General features: G+C 73.6%; 22 protein-coding genes. 13 read left to right on the top strand and 9 right to left on the bottom strand.

Features of this window, described 5'->3' with window-relative positions; translation table 11 throughout:
• Together SM573_RS04305 and SM573_RS04300 are read right to left on the bottom strand one after the other, a co-directional pair.
• Positions 1-795, bottom strand: coding sequence for an ABC-2 transporter permease (locus tag SM573_RS04305; protein WP_474615516.1), 795 nt, complete (start codon positions 793-795; stop codon positions 1-3).
• Positions 792-1,682 (bottom strand): ABC transporter ATP-binding protein, encoded by an 891-nt coding sequence (locus SM573_RS04300; protein WP_474615515.1) that lies wholly within the window; start codon positions 1,680-1,682, stop codon positions 792-794. The genes SM573_RS04305 and SM573_RS04300 overlap by 4 nt, the downstream gene beginning before the upstream one ends.
• A gap of 131 nt (positions 1,683-1,813) precedes the next feature.
• On the opposite strand from SM573_RS04300, the gene SM573_RS04295 reads away from it, so the two are divergent.
• From SM573_RS04295 to SM573_RS04285, 3 genes are all read left to right on the top strand, one after another.
• Positions 1,814-3,070, top strand: coding sequence for a sensor histidine kinase (locus SM573_RS04295; protein ID WP_474615514.1), 1,257 nt, complete (start codon positions 1,814-1,816; stop codon positions 3,068-3,070).
• A complete protein-coding gene (locus SM573_RS04290) occupies positions 3,049-3,831 on the top strand; it encodes a response regulator transcription factor (RefSeq protein ID WP_474611957.1) in 783 nt (260 codons plus the stop codon). The genes SM573_RS04295 and SM573_RS04290 overlap by 22 nt, the downstream gene beginning before the upstream one ends.
• A gap of 113 nt (positions 3,832-3,944) precedes the next feature.
• Positions 3,945-4,427: a hypothetical protein gene (locus tag SM573_RS04285; protein ID WP_474611958.1), complete on the top strand. Its 483-nt coding sequence runs from the start codon at positions 3,945-3,947 to the stop codon at positions 4,425-4,427.
• An 89-nt stretch (positions 4,428-4,516) separates the two neighbouring features.
• Here the strand turns inward: SM573_RS04285 and SM573_RS04280 are convergent, their stop codons facing one another.
• The gene (locus SM573_RS04280; RefSeq protein ID WP_474611959.1) at positions 4,517-5,293 is read right to left on the bottom strand and encodes a D-Ala-D-Ala carboxypeptidase family metallohydrolase; all 777 of its coding nucleotides are present in this window, start codon (positions 5,291-5,293) and stop codon (positions 4,517-4,519) included.
• Between the two features lie 309 nt (positions 5,294-5,602).
• Here SM573_RS04280 and SM573_RS04275 point away from each other — a divergent pair, with 309 nt between their 5' ends.
• Positions 5,603-6,244 (top strand): DUF6642 family protein, encoded by a 642-nt coding sequence (locus SM573_RS04275; protein WP_474615513.1) that lies wholly within the window; start codon positions 5,603-5,605, stop codon positions 6,242-6,244.
• A gap of 54 nt (positions 6,245-6,298) precedes the next feature.
• A complete protein-coding gene (locus tag SM573_RS04270; RefSeq protein ID WP_474611961.1) occupies positions 6,299-6,763 on the top strand; it encodes a PPOX class F420-dependent oxidoreductase in 465 nt (154 codons plus the stop codon).
• 34 nt (positions 6,764-6,797) lie between these two features.
• Here the strand turns inward: SM573_RS04270 and SM573_RS04265 are convergent, their stop codons facing one another.
• Entirely contained in the window at positions 6,798-7,643 is an 846-nt protein-coding gene (locus SM573_RS04265; RefSeq protein ID WP_474611962.1) for a helix-turn-helix transcriptional regulator, read from the bottom strand.
• A gap of 202 nt (positions 7,644-7,845) precedes the next feature.
• On the opposite strand from SM573_RS04265, the gene SM573_RS04260 reads away from it, so the two are divergent.
• A complete protein-coding gene (locus SM573_RS04260; RefSeq protein WP_474615512.1) occupies positions 7,846-8,787 on the top strand; it encodes an NmrA family NAD(P)-binding protein in 942 nt (313 codons plus the stop codon).
• A gap of 49 nt (positions 8,788-8,836) precedes the next feature.
• Complete coding sequence (locus SM573_RS04255) at positions 8,837-9,736, top strand: MBL fold metallo-hydrolase (protein WP_474615511.1); 900 nt, start codon at positions 8,837-8,839, stop codon at positions 9,734-9,736.
• Here SM573_RS04255 and SM573_RS04250 read toward each other — a convergent pair.
• Together SM573_RS04250 and SM573_RS04245 are read right to left on the bottom strand one after the other, a co-directional pair.
• Positions 9,720-10,361, bottom strand: coding sequence for an NAD(P)-dependent oxidoreductase (locus SM573_RS04250; RefSeq protein ID WP_474611965.1), 642 nt, complete (start codon positions 10,359-10,361; stop codon positions 9,720-9,722). The genes SM573_RS04255 and SM573_RS04250 overlap by 17 nt on opposite strands.
• Positions 10,362-10,457: 96 nt before the next feature.
• Complete coding sequence (locus tag SM573_RS04245) at positions 10,458-11,690, bottom strand: serine hydrolase domain-containing protein (RefSeq protein WP_474615510.1); 1,233 nt, start codon at positions 11,688-11,690, stop codon at positions 10,458-10,460.
• An 82-nt stretch (positions 11,691-11,772) separates the two neighbouring features.
• Between SM573_RS04245 and SM573_RS04240 the strand changes: the two genes are divergently transcribed.
• The 5 genes from SM573_RS04240 (at position 11,773) to SM573_RS04220 (ending at position 15,220) form a co-directional block, all read left to right on the top strand.
• Positions 11,773-12,366, top strand: coding sequence for a pentapeptide repeat-containing protein (locus SM573_RS04240; protein WP_474611967.1), 594 nt, complete (start codon positions 11,773-11,775; stop codon positions 12,364-12,366).
• A gap of 47 nt (positions 12,367-12,413) precedes the next feature.
• Positions 12,414-12,863, top strand: coding sequence for a pyridoxamine 5'-phosphate oxidase family protein (locus SM573_RS04235; RefSeq protein ID WP_474611968.1), 450 nt, complete (start codon positions 12,414-12,416; stop codon positions 12,861-12,863).
• Positions 12,864-13,313: 450 nt separating this feature from the next.
• The gene (locus tag SM573_RS04230; RefSeq protein WP_474611969.1) at positions 13,314-14,213 is read left to right on the top strand and encodes a hypothetical protein; all 900 of its coding nucleotides are present in this window, start codon (positions 13,314-13,316) and stop codon (positions 14,211-14,213) included.
• An 84-nt stretch (positions 14,214-14,297) separates the two neighbouring features.
• Positions 14,298-14,735: a nitroreductase family deazaflavin-dependent oxidoreductase gene (locus SM573_RS04225; protein WP_474611970.1), complete on the top strand. Its 438-nt coding sequence runs from the start codon at positions 14,298-14,300 to the stop codon at positions 14,733-14,735.
• A 158-nt stretch (positions 14,736-14,893) separates the two neighbouring features.
• The gene (locus SM573_RS04220) at positions 14,894-15,220 is read left to right on the top strand and encodes a hypothetical protein (protein WP_474615509.1); all 327 of its coding nucleotides are present in this window, start codon (positions 14,894-14,896) and stop codon (positions 15,218-15,220) included.
• 60 nt (positions 15,221-15,280) lie between these two features.
• On the opposite strand, the gene dacB is transcribed toward SM573_RS04220, so the two are convergent.
• From dacB to SM573_RS04205, 3 genes are all read right to left on the bottom strand, one after another.
• The gene (dacB, locus tag SM573_RS04215) at positions 15,281-16,864 is read right to left on the bottom strand and encodes a D-alanyl-D-alanine carboxypeptidase/D-alanyl-D-alanine endopeptidase (RefSeq protein ID WP_474615508.1); all 1,584 of its coding nucleotides are present in this window, start codon (positions 16,862-16,864) and stop codon (positions 15,281-15,283) included.
• Between the two features lie 75 nt (positions 16,865-16,939).
• Positions 16,940-17,374 (bottom strand): hypothetical protein, encoded by a 435-nt coding sequence (locus SM573_RS04210; RefSeq protein ID WP_474611973.1) that lies wholly within the window; start codon positions 17,372-17,374, stop codon positions 16,940-16,942.
• A gap of 228 nt (positions 17,375-17,602) precedes the next feature.
• Complete coding sequence (locus SM573_RS04205) at positions 17,603-18,331, bottom strand: MIP/aquaporin family protein (RefSeq protein WP_474615507.1); 729 nt, start codon at positions 18,329-18,331, stop codon at positions 17,603-17,605.
• 125 nt (positions 18,332-18,456) lie between these two features.
• Between SM573_RS04205 and SM573_RS04200 the strand changes: the two genes are divergently transcribed.
• The gene (locus tag SM573_RS04200; RefSeq protein WP_474615506.1) at positions 18,457-19,530 is read left to right on the top strand and encodes an NAD(P)-binding domain-containing protein; all 1,074 of its coding nucleotides are present in this window, start codon (positions 18,457-18,459) and stop codon (positions 19,528-19,530) included.
• The last annotated feature ends 40 nt before the right edge of the window (positions 19,531-19,570 follow it).

Here is a 19,570-nt window from a genome sequence, read left to right as displayed (position 1 = left end):
TCAGGCCACCTCCCGGCGCAGCGTCCGGACCAGACCGGCGACCAGCGGTACGACCATCCAGACCAGCAGCGACACGCCCAGCCGGCCCCACTGGCCGGCGTCGAGGGAGTCGGTGAAGAGCGGCTCCATGGTGCGGCCGGTGTCCAGCCAACCGGCCGGCCGCTCCAGCGCCGGCACCATCCCGCCGACGATCGACCACACGGTGGGCAGCAGGAAGTAGGTCACGATGGCCAGCGGGGTGTTGAGCAGCAGCAGCCCGAACCCGGCGCCCATCAGCACGTTGGCGACCTGGAAGACGACGGCGTTCAGCAGCAGCGCCTCGTCGAACTCCCACCGGCCCGCACCGCCGGTCGCGCCGGAGATCAGCGTCCCGACCGCCGCCACGGCCAGGCTGACCAGTACGGACGCGAGCGCGGCCAGCACCACCGCGATGAGCTTCGCGGCGACGACCCGCTCCCGGCGGGGCACCAGGGCGTACGTGACGAGCGCTGTCCGCTGCGACCACTCGGCGGTGATCGAGAGGATGCCCAGCACCGGCAGGAGCACTCCCACCGGCAGCAGCGACGGCACGAAGAACGACGCGAAGGTCTGCCCGTCCTCCTCGGCGTAGATGAGCTGGAGCGTGACGATGGCCGCCGTGGTCAGCCCGATCGTGATCAGCAGCCAGAGCCCGGCCCGGGTGTCGGCCAGCTTCCGCAGCTCCACCCCGGTCAGGCGGAGCAGCGACGGCCGCGGCACGCCGGGACGGTGGCGCGGCTGCACGGTGCTGGCGGGGGATGCGGTCGCGGTGGTCACTTCGTGGCCTCCTTGGTCGGCTCGGCGGTGAGGGTGAGGAAGAGCTGCTCCAGCCCGGCGCCGGCCGGGCGCAGCTCGGTCAGCACGACGCCGGCGTCCGCCGCCGCCTGCCCGACGGCCTCGGACTCGGCGCGCACCAGCAGCCCGTCCGGCACGTCGCGGACGGCGAGACCCGCCGCGTCCAGGGCCCGGCGCAGGGCCTCCGCGTCCCGGGCGCGGACCAGCGTGCCGTCACCGGCGAGCAGTTCGGTCTTGTCTCCCTGGGCCACGACCCGGCCGCCCCCGATGACCACCAGCCGGTCCGCGACCGCCTCCACCTCGCGCAGCAGGTGGGAGGAGAGCAGCACGGTGCCGCCCCGGTCGGCGAAGTCGCGCAGGAGCCCGCGCATCCAGAAGATCCCCTCCGGGTCGAGCCCGTTGGCCGGCTCGTCGAGGATGAGCACCCGCGGGTCCCCGAGCAGCGCCAGCGCCAGCCCGAGACGCTGCCGCATGCCCAGCGAGTACGCCCGGACCCGCCGCTTGGCCGCCGCCCCGTCCAGCCCGACCAGCTCGAGCTTGGCGGCGACCTCCCGCCGGTCCAGCCCCATCGTCTGCGCCGCGACCGTCAGCGCCTCCCGGCCCGTCCGCCCGGAGTGCTGCGCCGAGGCGTCCAGCAGCACACCGATCTCCCGCCCCGGGTTGTCCAGTTCCCGGTAGGGGCGGCCGCCGACGGTGGCCCGACCTGCGGTCGGCGGGGTCAGCCCGCAGATCATCCGCAGGGTGGTGGACTTGCCCGCTCCATTCGGCCCGAGGAACCCGGTCACCGTGCCGGGCTCGCAGCGGAACGACACGTCGTCGACGGCCGGGTGCCGGCCGTACCGCTTGCTCAGGTTCTCCACGCTGATCATGCGTCGAGCCTGCCCGCGCCGCCCGGTCGGGCGCTGCGGCCAGCGGTCTGCCCTCGGGCCGACCTTGGTCGCGCCGGGGTCTCGACTTTGGTAGCTGGCTGCCCGCGGCCGGGGCTGCCTAGCATGGGCGCGTGACCAGCGCCGTCGTGCCGGACCACCCCTGGCTGCTGCCCGGGGCGCTCGCCGTGCCGGTCGACCGGGACCGGGCCCGGGCCCAGCCGAGGCGCACCACCCGCGACTGGATCGTCGACAGCGTGGCCTTCGTGTTCTCGCTCCTGTGGGTGCTGCTCGCCACGCTGGACGCCCTCACCCCGACTCCGGAGTTCGCCACCCGGCTGCCCTACGGCTGGATGATCGTCGCGGACGCCATCGTCGGGCTGGTCTGCTGCGGGCTGCTGTGGCTGCGCCGGCGCTGGCCGCTCGGGCTGGCGGTGGCGACCCTGCCACTGACCGCGTTCTCGATGGCCGGTGCAGGTCCGCTGCTGATCATCTACTTCACCGTGGTGGTGCACCGGCGCACGGCGGTCGCGCTGGCCGTCACCGCGGCCGGGCTCGTCACGAACTTCGCCTTCGGCTACCTGCGCCCGGAGCCGAGCATGCCGTACTGGGCGGCCACCATCTGGGGCGTGGTGATCAGCGTGACGGTGCTGGCGTGGGGGATGTTCGTCCGGGCCCGCCGGCAGCTCGTGCTGTCGCTGCGGGAGCGCGCCGAGCGGGCCGAGGCGGAGCAGCAGCTGCGGGTGTCGCAGGCCCGCCAGTTGGAGCGCACCCGGATCGCCCGCGAGATGCACGACGTCCTCGCGCACCGGATCTCGCTGCTCAGCCTGCACGCGGGCGCGCTGGAGTTCCGTCCGGACGCCCCACCGGAGGAGGTGGCGAAGGCCGCCGGGGTGATCCGCGGCAGCGCCCACGCCGCGTTGCAGGACCTGCGCGAGGTGATCGGTGTGCTGCGCGCCGAGTCCGGTGGGGAGGGCGACCCGGAACGCCCGCAGCCCACCCTGGCCGACCTGCCGGCGCTCGTCGAGGAGTCCCGGTCCGCTGGCGTACGGGTCAACGCCACGAATCTGGTGGCGGATCCGGAGGCGGTGCCCGCGGCGGTGGGACGCAGCGCGTACCGGATCGTGCAGGAGGGGCTCACCAACGCCCGCAAGCACGCCCCCGGCGCGGTGGTCACCGTCGGGGTGGCGGGTGCGCCGGGCGCCGGACTCACCGTGGAGATCCGCAACCGCTGGCCGGTCGGTGGCGCGGCGGACGCGCGGATCCCCGGCGCCGGCACCGGGCTGGTCGGCATCACCGAACGGGTCACCCTGGCCGGCGGGCGGCTCGAGTACGGGCGGGACGACGACGGCGACTTCCGGTTGGCGGCGTGGTTGCCGTGGGCGGCATGACGGGGTCAGGGCCGGACGCGCCGCGGTGGGGCGGTCCGGGGGCCGCAACGGCCGGGCCGGGGTCGGGTGGGAGCGGCGACGGGCCGTCGCCGGAGCCGGTGCGGGTGCTGATCGTCGACGACGACCCGCTCGTGCGGGCCGGGCTGTCGATGATCCTCGGCGGGGTGCCGGACCTGCGGGTGGTGGGCGAGGCCGCCGACGGCGGCGAGGTGCCGGACGCCGTCGCGGCGGGCCGGCCCGACGTGGTGCTGATGGACATCCGCATGCCGAGGCTCGACGGGTTGGCCGCGACCGAGACCCTGCGGTCGCTGCCCGACCCGCCCGAGGTGCTGGTGCTGACCACCTTCCACGCTGACGAGCAGGTGCTCCGGGCGTTGCGTGCCGGGGCGGCCGGCTTCCTGCTGAAGGACACCCCGCCCGCCGAGATCGTGCGGGCGGTGCGACGGGTGGCGGCGGGGGAGGCGACCCTCTCCCCGGCGGTCACCCGCACGCTGATCGCGCACGTCACCGGCGCCGCGGCCGCCCCGCCCGGGCCGGATCCGCGTCGGGAGCGCGCGCTGCGCCTGCTCGCGGGGCTCAGCGAGCGGGAGCGGGAGGTCGCCGTCGCGCTCGGGCAGGGCCGGACCAACGCCGAGATCGCGACGGAGCTGTTCGTGAGCGTGGCGACGGTCAAGGCGTACGTCTCGCGGCTGCTCACCCGGCTCGACCTCAACAACCGGGTGCAGGTGGCCCTGCTGGTGCACGACGCCGGCCTGGTCTGATCTCGCCGGCCGTCGGCCGGATTGAACCGCTGCGCGGCGACGGCCGTACCCCTGCCCGAGGATGCGGGTGCGGCGGGCCCGCCGCACCGCTGCCGAGCTGCGGGAGGCCTGCCGTGCGTGTTGGTGAGCAGTCGACGGATCCCATCGACCAGGTGCTGGGGGAGCTGCCGGTGCCGGCGTCGCCGACCCCCGAGGACGTCCGGCTCGCGGTGCGGGCCGTGGTGGTGCACGCGGCGGAGGAGTGGCCGGCCGGGCCGAAGTGCCGCAACGACGCGGCGGCGTACCCCTGCCGGCTGCACCGCTGGGGCCGCAACGTCCTGCTCGCGCACGGGCTCAACGACCGCCAGGTCGACGCGCTCGTCCGGCACGGCAACCCGTTCGTGCACGTCCCGTTCCCGTTCACGGCCACCGGCCCGACGCGCCCCGACCGGCCGGTCCGTTACCCGGCGCGCAGCCCCGTGGACCGCTCCACCCCGGCCGTCCGAGGCCAGTCGGCCCGGGCGGTGCCGCCTGGCGTACGCCCGGCGGTCGGCTCCGGAAACGGCCGGGCGGTGGCGCCCCCCGCCACCGCGCCGCGCTGGCCCCGGGCCAGCTGAGCGGGGGCCCGCCCGCCGGCCCCGGGGCGGAAAGGCGCAGGCCCGGCGCGGTGAGACTCCGCGCCGGGCCGGCGTCACGCCGCTGGTGCTCAGCGGACCCCGCAGTCCGGGGCCGACCAGCTGGTCGTGTTCCGGGTGCCGTCGGCGTTGTTCTCCCGACGCGAGTCCAGGTGCACGTGGTCGTCGTGGTCGGGGTAGCCGGGCCCGAAGATCCCGCTGAAACCGTGGTTGCGGGAGGCGCGGGCCACCTCGCAGAGGGACGAGGTGCGCGACACGACGTCCGCGGCGGTGCCGTAGAGGTGCTGGCTGTCCGACGCGCCGCCGACCTGGTTGTTGCAGGACCGGCTGCGGAAGCCGCTCGTCACGTAGAGGGGCTCGTCACCGAGACTGCGGCGCAGCGCCTCCAGCTTCCACATGGTGCGCAGCGCGTTCTGCCGGGTCTCGCCGGCGGGAAGCGGGCCCCCGCTCCACCCGCCGCGACCGCAACCGTCGTCCAGCTCCGTGTAGCTGAAGTGTCGTGGTGTGCAGTCGTTGTCCTGGAGTTCGTAGAGCTTCGCGTACGTCTCGGGGCCCACGACGCCGTCCACCTTCAGCCCGTACGCCTGCTGGAACCGCCGGACCGCGGCGGCGGTCTTCGGCCCGAAGATGCCGTCGGTCTCCACGATGTCCCGGTTGCCGGCCCAGCCGGCGACCCGGACCTGGAGTTCGCGGACGTCGGCACCGGACCGCCCCTGGTAGAGGTTGCGGTTCCACGTGTAGCAGCCGTCGGCATGGGCCGCTGGCGCGGCGACCACCGCGGCGATCGCGGCCCCCGGCAGCGCCAGGGCGAAGGCGACGGCAGCTCGCTTCAGGGTGTTTACGCGCACAGAAGTCCTCCCGATAGGAGCGTGAATGGGGTGGCTTCGGGCCATCGACCGGGACGTCCCGCGGTTTCCACCCTGACACCTGTCGGGCCGGTTGGGGGCGATTAACGAGAATTGTCCTCACAATTTGGAGTTGCTGAGCGGTTGCTGAAAAGAGGTCCCATTCTGCGAACCGGCCATTTTTCCCAGGGAGCGGTGAGCAGCGAGAAACACACCGAACGTCGCGTGGCGGCGCACCGAGGGTGATGTTCTCCGGCCGCGGGCAGGCGGTAACGTCAGCGCCCGGGGCTGGCGCGGCGGTCGGAGGTGCACGTGGCGCGGGGAGGAGTCTTCTGCGTCGAGGGTCAGTGGCATCGCGACCTCAACGAGCGGGGTTCGGTGCTGCCGACGCTCGAACTGCTCGAACGACTGGGCAAGATCCGGTTCATCCACAAGGACGCGGCGACCCGCGACGAGCTGTTCTACTTCCTGGACCGGTGGCTGCTCAAGCAGTACGCCGACCATCGGGTCGGGTTCTTCGCGATGCACGGTGAGCCGCACCGACTCTGCCTCACCGACTGGAACTCGGTCGAACTCTCCGACGTCGCCGAACTGATGGCCGGCCGTTGCGAGGGCCGTCGCCTCTACTTCGGCAGCTGTTCCGTGCTGCGCGCCTCGGACGCCGCGCTACGCGAATTCCTCGACGTCACCGGAGCGGCTTTGATCTGCGGCTTCACTCGTGACGTGGACTGGGTGGAATCGGCGGCCTTCGAAACCGTCCTGCTCGACGTGCTGGCCAACGGCCAACGGCACAACGCCGCGGAGCTGCGGATGGGGTCCGCCCACTGGGCACCCCTCGCGTCGTACCTGGGCTTCCGCGTGATCTACGCCAACGGGCGGGCCTGGCGGCCGTCGACACGGCCCCGTGTGCCGGCCCAACACGCTCCCGACCGGGCCCTCCCCGGGCCCCGCTGAGCCGGCGGGGCACACCGGCTCGGCCGCGGCGACCGGGGCTGGTAGAAACGACGGGTGGCACGCAGCATCGCGACGAACACGACAGTCGACCGGGACGGCCTGATCGAGTTCCTCCGGCCCCGGCACCGCGTGGTGCTGATGACGACGCGGGCGGACGGCCGGCCCCAGGCCTCGCCGGTGACCGCGGGCGTGGACCCGGCCGGCCGGTTGGTGATCTCCACCTACCCCGAGCGGGCCAAGGCGGCCAACGTCCGCCGCGACCCCCGGGTCTCGGCCTGCGTGCTCTCCGACGACTGGAACGGGCCATGGGTGCAGCTCGACGGCACGGCCGAGGTGCTGGACCTGCCCGAGGCGCTCGAACCGCTGGTGGAGTACTTCCGCTGCATCTCCGGTGAGCACCCGGACTGGGACGAGTACCGGGCGGCCATGGTGAAGCAGGGTAAGTCGCTGATCCGGGTCACCATCGACCGCTGGGGCCCGATCGCCACCGGCGGCTTCCCCGCCCGCCTCGCCGACTAGGGCACGCCCCGCCGATCGTGTGGCGGTCGATCCGTCAGGTGACGGCGTCGAGCAGACGGAGCCGCTCCGCCGATTCCGTGCCGTCCTCCGCGCCGCTGAAGATGATCCGCACCCCGGGCTCATCGGTGAGCCGGACGACCTCTTCGTTCAGGATCATGCTGCCGACCCGCGGGTGCCGGTACTCGCGTACCGAGTGCGGGCAGTCGCTCACCGGATGCTCGGACCAGATCCGGACGAAGTCCGGGCTGCGGACGCTCAACTCGCCGACAAGCGCGTGCAGCTCATGATCGTCCGGAAACTGCGCGGCGGCGTGGCGTAGATAGGCGGTGACGTCCCTCGCCTGCGCCTCCCAGTCCGGGAAGAGGTCCCGGGCCGACGGGTCGAGGAACGTGATCCGGGCGATGTTCGGCTGGGACTCGCGGGACCCGCTGTCCGGTGCGGGCAGCCCCCACAGAGCGAAGCCGAGCCGGTTGCCGCCCAGCAGGTCGGCGCGTCGTCCCACGATGATGGCGGCCTGTCCGGTGGCGGCGTCGACGAGGGCCTGAACCGAGGGGCGTACCCGTTCCGGTTCGGCGGTGGAGCGGCTGGTCCGGTCCGGCCGGGCCAGCCGGACCAGGTAGGCGCGCTCGTGCGGGGCGAGTTTGAGCACGCGCGCCAGGGAATCCAGGACAGAGTCCGAGATCTGGTGGCTTTCCCCCTGCTCCAGGCGCGTGTAGTAGGTCACGCTGATGCCCGCGAGTTGGGCCAGTTCCTCACGTCTGAGACCGGGCACGCGGCGTTGCCCGCAGGAGGGCACGCCCACCTCCTCGGGGGTCAGGGCTGCCCGCCGGCTGCGCAGGAACGCACCCAGCTCCCTCGACGACGACCACCTGCCGTTCATCTCTCCAGTGTCCCCACGAACCCCGGTGCCCTGCCCAGCCATGCGGTGGATACCCGGCCGCGTCAACCGCCGCCGGAGCCGGAGCCTCCGGGGAGTCCGTCCGACCGCACCGGTCTTGCGGAGTCTTGTCGGAAATATTCCGTCGGCTGGGTATCCATCGCAGAGCCTGGTTGGGCGTCTCGGGTCGCAGCACAGTGAGGGCATGAACACGTCGTCCTCACCCACCGTCACCCCGGCGGCGCCGGGACCGGACCTCGTCGTCGTCACCGCGGCCACCAGTGCCACCGGTTCAGCCGTCGTCCAGGCTCTGCTGGACCGCGGACCAATGGTCGTGGCCGTGGGACGCGATCACCACCGACTGCTTCCGTACGCGGAACGCGGCGCCCTGGCCTACCTCAGTCCGCTCGACGACCCGGACCGCCTCGCCACCGTCCTGGCCAACGCCACCGGCGCGTTCGTCATGATCGCTCCGGGTCTCATCCCCGACAGCTCGGACTTCACGGCCTACCAGCGGGCCGTGATCGCCGCGCAGGCGCACGCCGTACAGACCGCGCACCGCTACGGTCGGCTACGGCGCGTGGTGACCCTCAGCGGCTGGGCGGCCAACTACCCCGAGGCACGCGGACCGGTGTGGGGGCTCAGGCGCCTGGAGCAGGCGATCGACGCCACCGGAGTGCCGGCGGTCCACCTGCGGGCGGGGTCGTTCATGGAGAACCTGCTCCCCGACGTCGCCGCCATCCGGGCCACCGGCGCCACCGGCGGGCTTCTTCCCCCCGACCTTCCGCTGCCGATGATCGCCACCGCGGACGTCGGGCGCGTCGCGGCGGAGTTCCTGCGTGGCGACCGCCCCTTCACGCCCGGATCGGTGGAGGTGATCGGCCCGGCGGACCGGACGCTCGCCGAGGCCGTCCGGCTGATCGGCACGGCGGTCGGCGCTCCGGATGCCCGGTACGAGGTCCGGACCGCCGACGCCGTACGCGCCGCGCTGAGAGCCGGCGGATTCTCCGAGCAGATGGCGAACGGCACCGTCGACATGACGCTCGACGTGGCGGAACGACGTATCCGGGTGCACCGCCCCGACGGAACGATCACCACCACGACCACCCTCGAGGAATTCCTCAGGGCCGCCGTCATCGCCGGGTGAGCACGCCCCAGACACCTGAGCACCCGCTACAGAGAGAGGACACCGCACCATGCTCAGCCAGCCGACGCAGGCGCCCGGCTTCCAGCGGTTCCGCATCGGAAACCGCCTGATCACCGCCCTGTACGACGGGTACGTGCCCATCCTCGCCGCGGACCTGCGGGGCATACCGCCAGAGCTCGTACGGACTCGTCTGACCGACGCCCACCTCCCCCCGGAAGGCGACCCGTACACCGCCGTCATCGCGTTCCTCGTCGAGGAGGACGGCCGCCTCGTACTCGTCGACTCCGGCAGCGGCAGCACACTCGGCGCGGACACCGGCCACCTGCTCGACAGCCTGTCCGCCGCCGGCGTCGCCCCGGACGACATCGAGCACATCCTCATCACACACCTGCACCCCGACCACTCCGGTGGCCTCGTCACCGCGGACGGTGCGGCCGTCTACCCGCGCGCCACAGTTCACGTCGCGCGGGACGACGTCGGGTACTGGCTCGACCGGGAGCGGGCCGCACAGGCCGAGGGCGTCCAGCGGGAGATTCATCAGGCGGCCGCCGCCAGCCTGGCCCCGTACCGGCGCGCCCGGCGGCTCGACGCCTTCGACACCGTCGACGTGCTTCCCGGCGTACGGGCCCTGCACCAGCACGGGCACACGGCCGGACACACCGGCTACCTGTTCGGCGACGGGGCGGAGGCGGTGCTCTTCTGGGGCGACATCGTGCACAGCCACGCCGTCCAGCTGCCGCACCCGCAGGTGTCCATCGCGATCGACAACGAACCGGGCCTCGCCGTGCGCGCGCGAAGCGACGTGTTCGAGCTGGTCACCGAGCGCCGCTGGTGGGTGGCGGCAGCGCATCTTCCCTTTCCCGGGATCGGTCACCTGCGCCGCGCCACCGAGGGGTACGCCTGGGTCCCCGCCCACTTCCGGCCGCTGCCGGTCAGTACGCGACCGTGAAGCGGGTGTTCTCGTGCCGTGGGCTCTCGATCTCGTCGACGATCGCGACGGCGAGGTCCTCGTAGGTGAGCACCGACCGGCCCTGGTCGTCGGTGACCGGCTGGTCCGTGCCCGTGCGGTAGTGCCCGGTCCGCTCGCCGGGGTGGAACTCCAGTGGCGGTGGGGAGACGTACGTCCAGGTCACGCCGTCGGCCTCGGCGCGGTAGTAGTCGAGGGCGTCGGCCTGGCCCCGCGCCGAGTCGAGATACTCCTCGGGGAAGTCCGGCTCGTCCAGATAGCGCGTCCCGTTCGGGGTGAGCAGCGTCGACCCGCCGCCGAGGTGGATGATCCGGGGCGCCTCCGGCATCCCGCGCAGCGTGCTGACCAGCGTCCGCGCCGCGTCGAGCCAGAGCCCCTGCTCGCCCCCGCCGATCGCCACGACCATGACGTCCGCCTCCGGCGCCAACTCCCGAACGCTGCGCTCGCTGGTGGCGTCCCCGGTGACGACCCGCACGCCGGCCGGCAGGTAGGAGGTGGCCTCCGGACGGCGCACCGCCGCGGTGACCCGGTGCCCCCGGGTGACCGCCTCGGCGCTGACCCGGGAGCCGGCGGTGCCACCCGCGCCGAACACCACGATGCTGCTCATGAGCGCCCTCCCACCGGACGTAGCCCCGTCCTCAGGCTATTGACCGCTCCCGGTCGCCGGTGGGCGTTACCCGAAGAACGCTCCGGTGACCGCGGGTCAGTCGACCAGGGCGGAGTAGACCAGCTGCCGCAGCTGCGGTCGGATCGGGTAGGTGCTGGAGGGCAGCAGCTGGGTGAAGAACAGCGCGGTGATCTCCTCGACCGGGTCCACCCAGAACGCGGTGCTCGCCACGCCGCCCCAGTAGTACTCGCCGACGCTGCTCGGCACCCGGCTGGGGATCGGGTCGTCGACGACCGCGAAGCCGAGCCCGAAGCCGATCCCGTCGAGGGTGGTCTCGGCGAACCCGCCGGTGGAGAGGGCGCCCAGGTCCTGACCGCCGGGGAGGTGGTTGCGGGTCATGAAGCGCACGGTGCGGGAGCCGAGCAGACGTACGCCGTCCAGCTCGCCGCCGCGCAGCAGCATCTGGGTGAACCGGTGGTAGTCGCCTGCGGAGGAGATGAGCCCGCCGCCGCCGGAGAGCATGGTCGGCTTCCGGTGGGCGAGCGCGCCGAGCTGGTCGAACCGCACGGCCTGCCCGGTCTGCGGGTGGGGCGCGTAGAGCGCGGCGAGACGCGCCGCCTCGTCGCCCTCGACGTACCAGTGGGTGTCGGTCATGCCCAGCGGGCGGAAGATCCGGTCGGTGAGGAAGGCGTCGAGGCTCTGGCCCGAGACCACCTCGATCAGCCGGCCGAGCACGTCGGTGGCGACGGAGTAGCCCCAGGCCGTGCCGGGGTGGAAGAGCAGCGGCAGCCGGGCGAAGGCCTCGCAGGCGCCGGCCAGGTCGACGCCCGACGGCGGGTACAGGTCGTAGCCGGCCGCCCGGTAGAGGCCGTCGACCACCGACGTCTGCATGAAGCCGTACGTCAGGCCGGAGGTGTGCGTGAGCAGGTGCCACACCCGGATCGGCTCCACGGCCGGCACGGTGTAGGGCTTCAGCGTCGAGCCCTTGGCGTAGACCCTCAGGTCGGCGAACTCGGGCAGCCAACGGCTGATGTCGTCGGTCAGCTCGAAGTGGCCCGCCTCCCAGAGCATCATGGCCGCGACCGAGGTGATCGGCTTGGTCATCGAGTAGATGCGCCAGAGGGTGTCGGCCTCGACGGGCGCGCCCGACTCCCGGTCCCGCAGGCCGTACGTGGCCGAGTGGACGATCTCGCCGCGTCGGCTCACGACCGCCTGCCAGCCGGCGAGCCGGCCGTCGTCGACGTACCTGCCGAAGTGCTCGTCGATGCGCGCCAGGCGCGCCGGATCGAAGCCGATCTGGTCCGGGTCGATGCTCCGCGCCACACTCACGCCGCCGAAGGTACTAGCCGGTACGGCCGCCGCGGAAGGGCGGCCGGCCACACTTGTCGGCGCCCGTGGGTAGCCTGGCCCGATGCCGGAGCAGACCGAGGGAGTCACCTACCGCGACGAGGACTGGTACGCCGAGGAGCTGGTCGACCGGCACTTCACCCGCTGCGAGTTCCACCGCGTGGATCTCACCGAGGCGATCTCCCGGGGCGCCGTCTTCACCGAGTGCACCTTCGGCAACGTCCAGTTCAACGCCTCGGGGCACACCGACTCGGCCTTCCTCCGCTGCACCTTCACCCGGTGCAACCTCTTCGAGGCCGAGTTCACCGGCTGCAAGCTGGTGGGCAGCACGTTCGCCCAGTGCGATCTGCGGCCGCTCACCGTCACCGGCGGTGACTGGTCCTTCGTGGCGCTGCCCGGCGCCGACCTGCGGGGGGTGCGCCTCGTCGACGTACGCATGCGCGAGGTCGACCTGACCGGTGCGAACCTCACCGGGGCGACGGTGACCGGCGTCGACCTCTCCGGCGCCCAACTGCACCGCGCGCGTCTCGACGGCGCCGACCTGCGCGGCAGCGATCTGGACGCGCTCGACCCGCTGACCGTGGAGCGGGCCGGCGCGGTGATCGACCCGGAACAGGCGGTGGTGATCGCCCGGGCGCTCGGTTTCGAGGTTCGCTGACGAAAAGGTGACGCCGGCTGTCAGTCATGCCTGGCATGGTGGGCGGCATGACGTGGTGGTCAGATCTCCAGTCCGAGGAGCCCGACTTCGCCGAGCGGGTGCGCGCGCGGTTCACGGTGCGCAAGCACGGCACGATGGCGACGCTGCGCCGGGACGGCTCGCCGCGGATCAGCGGCACCGAGTTCGACTTCGACGCCGAGCACCTGCGGCTGGGCAGCATGGCCGGCGCCCTGAAGGCGCTGGACCTGCGCCGTGACCCGAGGGTGGCGTTGCACTGCCCGCAGGAGGACGCCCCGGAGGGCGACCCGACGGCCTGGGGCGGCGACGCGAAGATCAGCGGGATCGCGCACGAGGAGCCGCTCGCGGAGGACGGCTCCCACCGGTTCCGGATCGAGTTGACCGAGGTGGTGCTGACCCGGGTCGGCGACCCGCCGGACCACCTGGTCATCGAGAGCTGGCACCCGGGGCGCGGCCTGCGCCGCCGGGAGCGGCGGTGACCGCCGGGCGGCTCCTCTGCCGCCCGCCCTGCTGAGGCACCCGTCCCACCGTCGTCCGCGACCACGTCCGGGCCGTGGTGGGCGCGGCTCCGGCCTCCCATTGTCCACTATGGTCGATGACGGATCGCCCGTCCGCCCGGCCAGCAGGGGGAAGGCGGGAAGGGGCCCGCCGGTTGGTGGACCGCGATTCCGCTTCCGACCGATGTCCGCTACCTTGCCCTACCAGACCGGGCACGTGGACTGTCCGGTTCCGGTGTGGAAGCGGGCGAAGCGCCCGGAGGGCGTCCGGTCTCGTGCGGGCGACTCGGGGTGATGCCGGTCGGTGGGAGCGGAGGGTCGGTGACCGAGGAGGATGTCTCTCCGGCGCGTGCGTCCGGCCGCGGGTCCGCCCACCGGGCGGCCCTGAGAACACCCCGGCACCGTTCGGCCGCCGGGTCTTCGCTCCGTTCCGTGCCGCGGTGGGGGCTCGCCGCGGCCCGTCCGGCGCGCGGGCTGACGGCGGGGCTCGCCGCGGCCCGTCGGCTGGCGGCCGGGTTCGCTCCGCCGCGCCGGTACCGCTGGCTGGCCGTCGGTGTCGCCGTGCTGGCCTGCCTCGTCGCCCTGCTGGCGTACCTCGGCGGCCGTCCCGAGTCGATTTCCGGCGGCCCCGGCGGGCCGCCCATCGAGGCGCGTCGCCCACCCGGCCTTCCCCCGGCCGAGGTGGGCGGCGAGGACTCCGCCCCGGCCACCCCCGGACTGCGGCCCCGGCAGCGCCCGCCGTCCGCCTCACCCAGCCCGTCCGTCAGCCGACCCGTGGCCCCGGTGTCCCCGCTGCTCACCGTGACCCAGCGCGACATCCCGGCCGAGGTCGACCTGACCGCGGCCGGGACGCGCGACTGGGTGCACTGGGGGCTGCGCGGCGGAGGCTCGACGGTCCGGAAGCGGGGCGGCTCCGGTGAGATCCTCGACGAGGGCGGCAACGGCGCCCGCAACAGCTGGGACGGTAACCAGGAGCTGTTCACCTGGCGCGACGGCAGGTCGGTCCCGGCCGTGGGCGGCACGTCGAACGGCGTCTACACCTGCGGCGTCGGCAACGGGTTCAAGCTGGCGGTGGCCGGCGACGGGGAACTGCGGACGGTGCGGCTCTACGCGGGACTGTGGATGGCGCGGGGGCGGCTGGAGGCGCGTCTGTCCACCGGCGGTCCGACGACGACGCTGCGCCTGGAGGACCCGCACACCAGCCGCAGCGCCGAGTTCACGCTGCGCTTCCGCGCGCCGAAGGGCGCCCGGCTCCTGATCACCTGGACCAGCGAGGCGGTGTTCTCCCGCGACTGCGGCAACGTCGGCCTCCAGGCCGTCGCGCTGCGCTGACCGGTGCGTCGCTCCGCGCTTCGGCGGGCGGGGTTCGGGAGTAGCGTGGGTGCGTCGCGCAGGAAGATCCGGAGGGAGCCGTCGATGCCCGCGAGCGAAGAGGTGCTGGACAGCCCGACGAGCTGGGTGGCCAGCCACATCCGCCGCTACCTCGAGACCGGCGGGGCCGAGGGGCACGAGTGGCGTCCCGGTGTGTTCACGCTGCTGCTCACGACCCGGGGCCGCCGGAGCGGCAAGATGCGCCGTACCGCCCTCATCTACGGCCGTGACGGCGAGGACTACCTGGTCGTGGCCTCGCAGGGTGGTGCCCCCCAGCACCCGGCCTGGTATCTCAACCTGCTGGCCGACCCCACCGCCGAGGTGCAGGTGGGCGCCGAGCGGTTCACCGCCCGGGCGCGCACCGCCACCGCGGAGGAGAAGCCCCGCCTGTGGGCGACGATGGCGCAGATCTGGCCGGCGTACGAGGACTACCAGGCGCGGACGGCCCGGGAGATCCCGGTGGTGGTGCTGGAGCGCGTCTGACGGGGATGGCTCGGGGCGAGCAACCCTTGCCGCCGCGGCTCTGCCGCACACCGTGTGCGGCGCTCAGGATGCGGGACAGTTTGTCCGTCGCCCTCCGTTGGTGCCGTCGTAACTTTCTGCTGTCCCGGTCCGACCATCCCCTGTGGAGGGTTGCACAGATGAGCAGCAGTACCGCGCATCGCGTCCGTCCGGCCGCCTCGACCGGTGCCGTCGAGCCGTCCGGCGACCTGCTGCGGGAGATCCCGCTGCCGCCGTACGTCACCGGCGAGGACGCCCAGTTCGCGGTCCGGGCGGTGGTGGTGCACGCCCCCCGGTCCTGGTCCGGCGGGACCATCTGCCGCAACGACGCCCATCCGCACCCGTGCCGGCTGCACCGCTGGGGCGTCCGGGTGCTGGCCTTGCGGGGGCTGCGCGACGACGACATCGCGGCCCTCATCGAGCGGGGCGACCCCGCCGCGTCGCTCCCGCCCCGGCCGAGCGCATGAGACGCCACGGCCCCCTGCCGGGACGGCAGGGGGGCGGACGGAGCGGGGTGTGCGCGGCTCCTAGCAGGCGATCGGCTTGACCCAGGAGCACTCGAGCCCCTCGGGGCCCTGCGGTGCCGAGGGCGCCGCCGGCGGCGCCACCCGCGCCGTGCTGACGCTCTGTTCGCCGTACGTGGCGAGCGCGATCGCGATCTGGTCCTCCAGCCCCTTCACCGACGAGGCCAGGTAGTTGTTCAGCAGGATCGAGAACGCCAGCACCCGGCCGTCGGCGTCGGTGACGTAGCCGGAGAGGCTGGAGACGCCGGTGAGGCTGCCCGTCTTGGCGTGCACGTTGCCCGCCGCCGCCGTGCCCTGCATGCGGCTGCGCAGGGTGCCGCCCACGAAGCGCTCCGCCTGCCCGGCGATCGGTAGCGCCGCGTACCAGGTGTCGAACCAGGGTTCGGCGCGCACGGCGGTGAGCAGGTCGACGAACTCGTCGGCGGGGATCAGGTTGCGCCGGGAGAGACCGGAGCCGTCCCGCTGGCGGAGCGTGCCGGTGTCCATGCCGGCGCCCGCGACGTACCCGTTGATCGCGGCGAGACCCGCCGACCAGGTGCCGGCCCCGGAGGTCACCTGCCCAATCTCCTTGGTCAGCACCTCGGCGTGCCCGTTGTTGGAGAGCTTGAGGAACGGCACCATCAGCTCCGCCAGGGGCATCGAGTCGTGCCGGGCCAGGGTGGCCGCCCCGGCCGGCGTGGCCCGGCCGAGGACCGTACGGCCCAGCACCCGCACGCCGTGGCGGGTGAGCGCCGCCCGGAACACGTCGGCCGCGTAGCCGGTCGGCTCCCAGACCGTCACCCAGTCACTCGCCGGCTCGCCGCCCACCGCGATCTGGCCGGTGACCACGATCGTGTTGCCGCCGTGCTCGCGCTCGAAGGAGATCGACGTCTCCCCGTCGGCGACGGTCTTCGCACGGTTGTCGAAGCGCAGGTAGCCGGTCGGTGGGGTGGTGGTCAGCACCGGGGCGGCGCCGGCCCGCCTGCCGGGCGCCGCGTGGACGATCACGGTGCCCGCGTCGTAGTCGGTGTCGGGCGCGACGGTCAGCGCCGACACCTGGGCGGCGTAGTAGTAGGGCTCGTCGTCCCAGGTCCAGTCCGGCCCGAGCCGGGTCCGGTCGTAGCGGGTGTCGTCGGCGACCAGGTCGCCGGTCACCACGCGTACGCCCGACGCCGCCACCTTCGCGGCGAGCGCGTCGTAGTCGGCGGCCAGCATCGTCGGGTCGCCGCCGCCGCGCAGGTAGACGTCGCCGGAGAGCACCCCGCCGTGTCGCCTGCCGCTGCCGCGAACGTCGGTCGTGAAGCGATGGTCGGGGCCGAGCAGGGCCATGGCGGCCGTGGAGGTCAGCAGCTTCGTGTTGGAGGCGGGCACCAGCCGCCGGTCGCCGTTGCGGTGGTAGAGCGTCTCGCCGCTGGCGGTGTCGACCACCACCACCGACGCCTGTGCCCCGGCGAGCCGGGAGTCGGCGAGGATCGCGTCGATGGTCGCGTGAAGTCGGGTCACGGAGGGGGCGGGGGCCTCGGCGGTGGCGCCCGGGGCGCCGGCGGTGGCCGCGGCGGCGACCAGCGCCACGAGCGCGAGCGTCCGGGGAAAGAGACGACGTTGCATGCGCCGATGCTGTCATGGCGATAATCGCCCGAGAAGGGCCAAGGGCGAAAGTTTTTGCCGTACGGCGCCACCGGCTCAGCCGGCGAGGCGGGTGGCGGTCACGGTGGACGCGTCGCTCTGGGGCGTCACCACGGCCACCGCCCGGTCGACCAGGCCGTCGTCGACGAGCACCAGCCGCGCGCAGCGAGGGTCGCCGGTGCGCTCGGGCAACCGCCCGGCCAGCGCGCGGACCCGCTCGGCGGAGGCCTCGTCCAGCACGAAGCCCTCGTCCCGCCACCGGCCGTCCGCCGTGAAGAACGCCTGGCTGTCGCGCTCCAGGTCGCCGTTGAGCACCACCGTCCGGTCGTCGCCGCCGAGGTCGCTGGACGCCTCGTTGAGCCCCCAGACCTGGTACGAGGCGCGGCCCTCGGCCGGCGCGTCGGCCACCCCGACGCCCGAGCACCCACTCGACAGCAGGCCGAGTGTGAGCCCCGCGAGCAGCAGCACCGACCGTGCGCGCCGTCTCCGCATCCCGCCTCCCCGCTCGCCAGTCGACAGAACAGACGCCAGGGGGGAACGTCCGGTTCCGTCGAGGTGACGGCGGCGAACAGTGGTGACCGCCGTCCGCGTGGCGGGCCGCGGCGGCCGCGCCCGTGACGCCGCGCCGGCCCGCGGTGCCGGCCCGCGGAGTCCGGCGTGCGGTGTCGGCTCGGACGGTGTCGGCCGGGACGGTGGCGGGTGTGGCCTGGCCGGTGCGGATCAGGCCGGGCCGGGTCGAGGGTCCGGCTCCACGGTCTCCGCCGGTTCGCCGGGCGGGGCTCCCGGCCGGGCGAACAGTGGCGCCACCAGTGCGGCCAACGCGCCGCCGAACAGCGGGAAGACGATGAACACCCAGAGCTGCCGCAGCGCCGGGCCGCCCTCGAAGAGGGCGGGGCCGAAGGACCGGGCCGGATTGACCGATGTGCCGTCCAGGGCGACACCGACGAGGTGCGCCACGGCGAGCGCGAGCCCGATGGCGACACCGGCGGCGGCGGTCTGCTCGACGCGACTGGTGACCACGAGCACGACCAGCACGAAGAGGAAGGTCAGTATGGTCTCCAGCAGCGCGGCGCCGAACCGGTTGATGTGGGCGCCGTACCCGTTGCTGCCCAGCGCCCCCGTCTGGTCGACCACGTCACCCCAGCGGGTGAGCACCCACAACAGGAAGGCGGCGACGGTGGCGCCGGCGAACTGGGCGATCCAGTAGCCCACCGCGCCGCGCCCCGAGATCCGGCCGGAGACCAGCATCCCGAGCGTGACCGCCGGGTTCACGTGGCTGCCCGAGAGCGGACCGATCGTGTAGACGAGGGCCAGCATGACGAATCCGAACGCGAGGGCGACCACCACCACGCCGCCCTCGACGCGGGCCGCCACCGCGCTGCCCACGCCGAAAAAGACAAGCAGCAGGGTGCCGAGGAACTCGGCGGTATAGCGCCGCATATCCGTCATGCCGTGAGCTTATGGGCATGAGCGGGCAATCTGGTGGTGGTCGGGCGGCGAGCCGGCTCGAAGGTGTGATCGAGTCGACGCGCGGGCGAGGGCAGAGCGGCGAGGCGCTTCCCGTTGCAGGAGAGGTGGATGAGCGCTCCGTCGACGTGGTGGTGATCGGTGCCGGCCAGGCCGGCCTCTCCGCCGGCTACCACCTGCGCCGGACCGGTTTCAGCCCCGGCCGCGGCTTCGTGATCCTGGACGCCGACGACGGCCCGGGCGGGGCGTGGCGGCACCGCTGGCCCACGCTGACCGTCCAGCGGGTGCACGGCTTCCACGACCTGCCGGCCATGCCCTTTCCTGCCGCCGCGCCGGACGAGCCGGCGTCGCAGGTGGTCAGCGACTACTTCGCCGCGTACGAGCGGGAGTTCGGGCTGCCGGTGGAGCGCCCGGTCCGCGTGACGGCGGTTCACTCGTCGCCCGGCGGCCGGCTGGACGTCCGTACCGACCGGGGGCAGTGGAGCGCGCGGGCCCTGATCAACGCGACCGGCACCTGGAGCCGGCCGTTCTGGCCGCACTACCCGGGCCGGGCGGAGTTCCGTGGGCGGCAACTGCACACGGCCGACTACCGGGGACCGGGCGAGTTCGCCGGCCGGCGGGTCGTCGTGGTGGGAGCGGGCACCTCCGCCGTTCAGCTCCTCGGCGAGATCTCCCCGGTCGCCGCGAGCACCACGTGGGTGAGCCGGCGCCCACCGGACTTCCGGGAGATCGAGTTCACCCCGGAACACGGTCGGGCCGCGGTCGCCCTGGTCGAGGAGCGGGTGCGGGCCGGACGCCCGCCGAGCAGCGTGGTCGGGGTGACCGGCCTGCCGGTCACCGCGGAGGTCCGGCGGCTTCGCGCGCAGGGCGTGCTCGTGCGGCTACCCATGTTCGAGCGGATCACACCCGACGGGGTGGCGTGGGCCGACGGGCGTTTCGTGGCCGCCGACGTGATCCTGTGGTGCACCGGCTTCCGGGCCGCCCTCGACCACCTCGCCCCGCTGGGACTGCGCGCGCCGGGCGGGGGAATCGTGATGGACGGCACCAGGGTCGCCGCGGACGAGCGGATCCACCTGATCGGGTACGGACCGTCGGCGAGCACCATCGGCGCCAACCGGGCCGGCCGCGCGGCCGTACGGGAAATCCGCGCGCTGCTCGCCCGCGACCCCGTTCTCGACTGACGGGCCTCTATTTGACGGATCGCCCAGGGGCGGGCACCGT

The organism is Micromonospora xinjiangensis (genome assembly GCF_056150165.1).
This window is presented reverse-complemented; position numbering and strand designations above follow the sequence as displayed.

Bases quoted from the DNA above. Each gene is read 5' to 3' on its own strand.
- SM573_RS04300 (WP_474615515.1), bottom strand. From the start codon at position 1,682: ATGATCAGCGTGGAGAACCTGAGCAAGCGGTACGGCCGGCACCCGGCC.
- SM573_RS04265 (WP_474611962.1), bottom strand. From the start codon at position 7,643: ATGAACGGCAGGTGGTCGTCGTCGAGGGAGCTGGGTGCGTTCCTGCGC.
- SM573_RS04260 (WP_474615512.1), top strand. From the start codon at position 7,846: ATGAACACGTCGTCCTCACCCACCGTCACCCCGGCGGCGCCGGGACCG.
- SM573_RS04255 (WP_474615511.1), top strand. From the start codon at position 8,837: ATGCTCAGCCAGCCGACGCAGGCGCCCGGCTTCCAGCGGTTCCGCATC.
- SM573_RS04250 (WP_474611965.1), bottom strand. From the start codon at position 10,361: ATGAGCAGCATCGTGGTGTTCGGCGCGGGTGGCACCGCCGGCTCCCGG.
- SM573_RS04240 (WP_474611967.1), top strand. From the start codon at position 11,773: ATGCCGGAGCAGACCGAGGGAGTCACCTACCGCGACGAGGACTGGTAC.
- SM573_RS04235 (WP_474611968.1), top strand. From the start codon at position 12,414: ATGACGTGGTGGTCAGATCTCCAGTCCGAGGAGCCCGACTTCGCCGAG.
- SM573_RS04225 (WP_474611970.1), top strand. From the start codon at position 14,298: ATGCCCGCGAGCGAAGAGGTGCTGGACAGCCCGACGAGCTGGGTGGCC.
- SM573_RS04220 (WP_474615509.1), top strand. From the start codon at position 14,894: ATGAGCAGCAGTACCGCGCATCGCGTCCGTCCGGCCGCCTCGACCGGT.
- dacB (WP_474615508.1), bottom strand. From the start codon at position 16,864: ATGCAACGTCGTCTCTTTCCCCGGACGCTCGCGCTCGTGGCGCTGGTC.
- SM573_RS04210 (WP_474611973.1), bottom strand. From the start codon at position 17,374: ATGCGGAGACGGCGCGCACGGTCGGTGCTGCTGCTCGCGGGGCTCACA.
- SM573_RS04205 (WP_474615507.1), bottom strand. From the start codon at position 18,331: ATGACGGATATGCGGCGCTATACCGCCGAGTTCCTCGGCACCCTGCTG.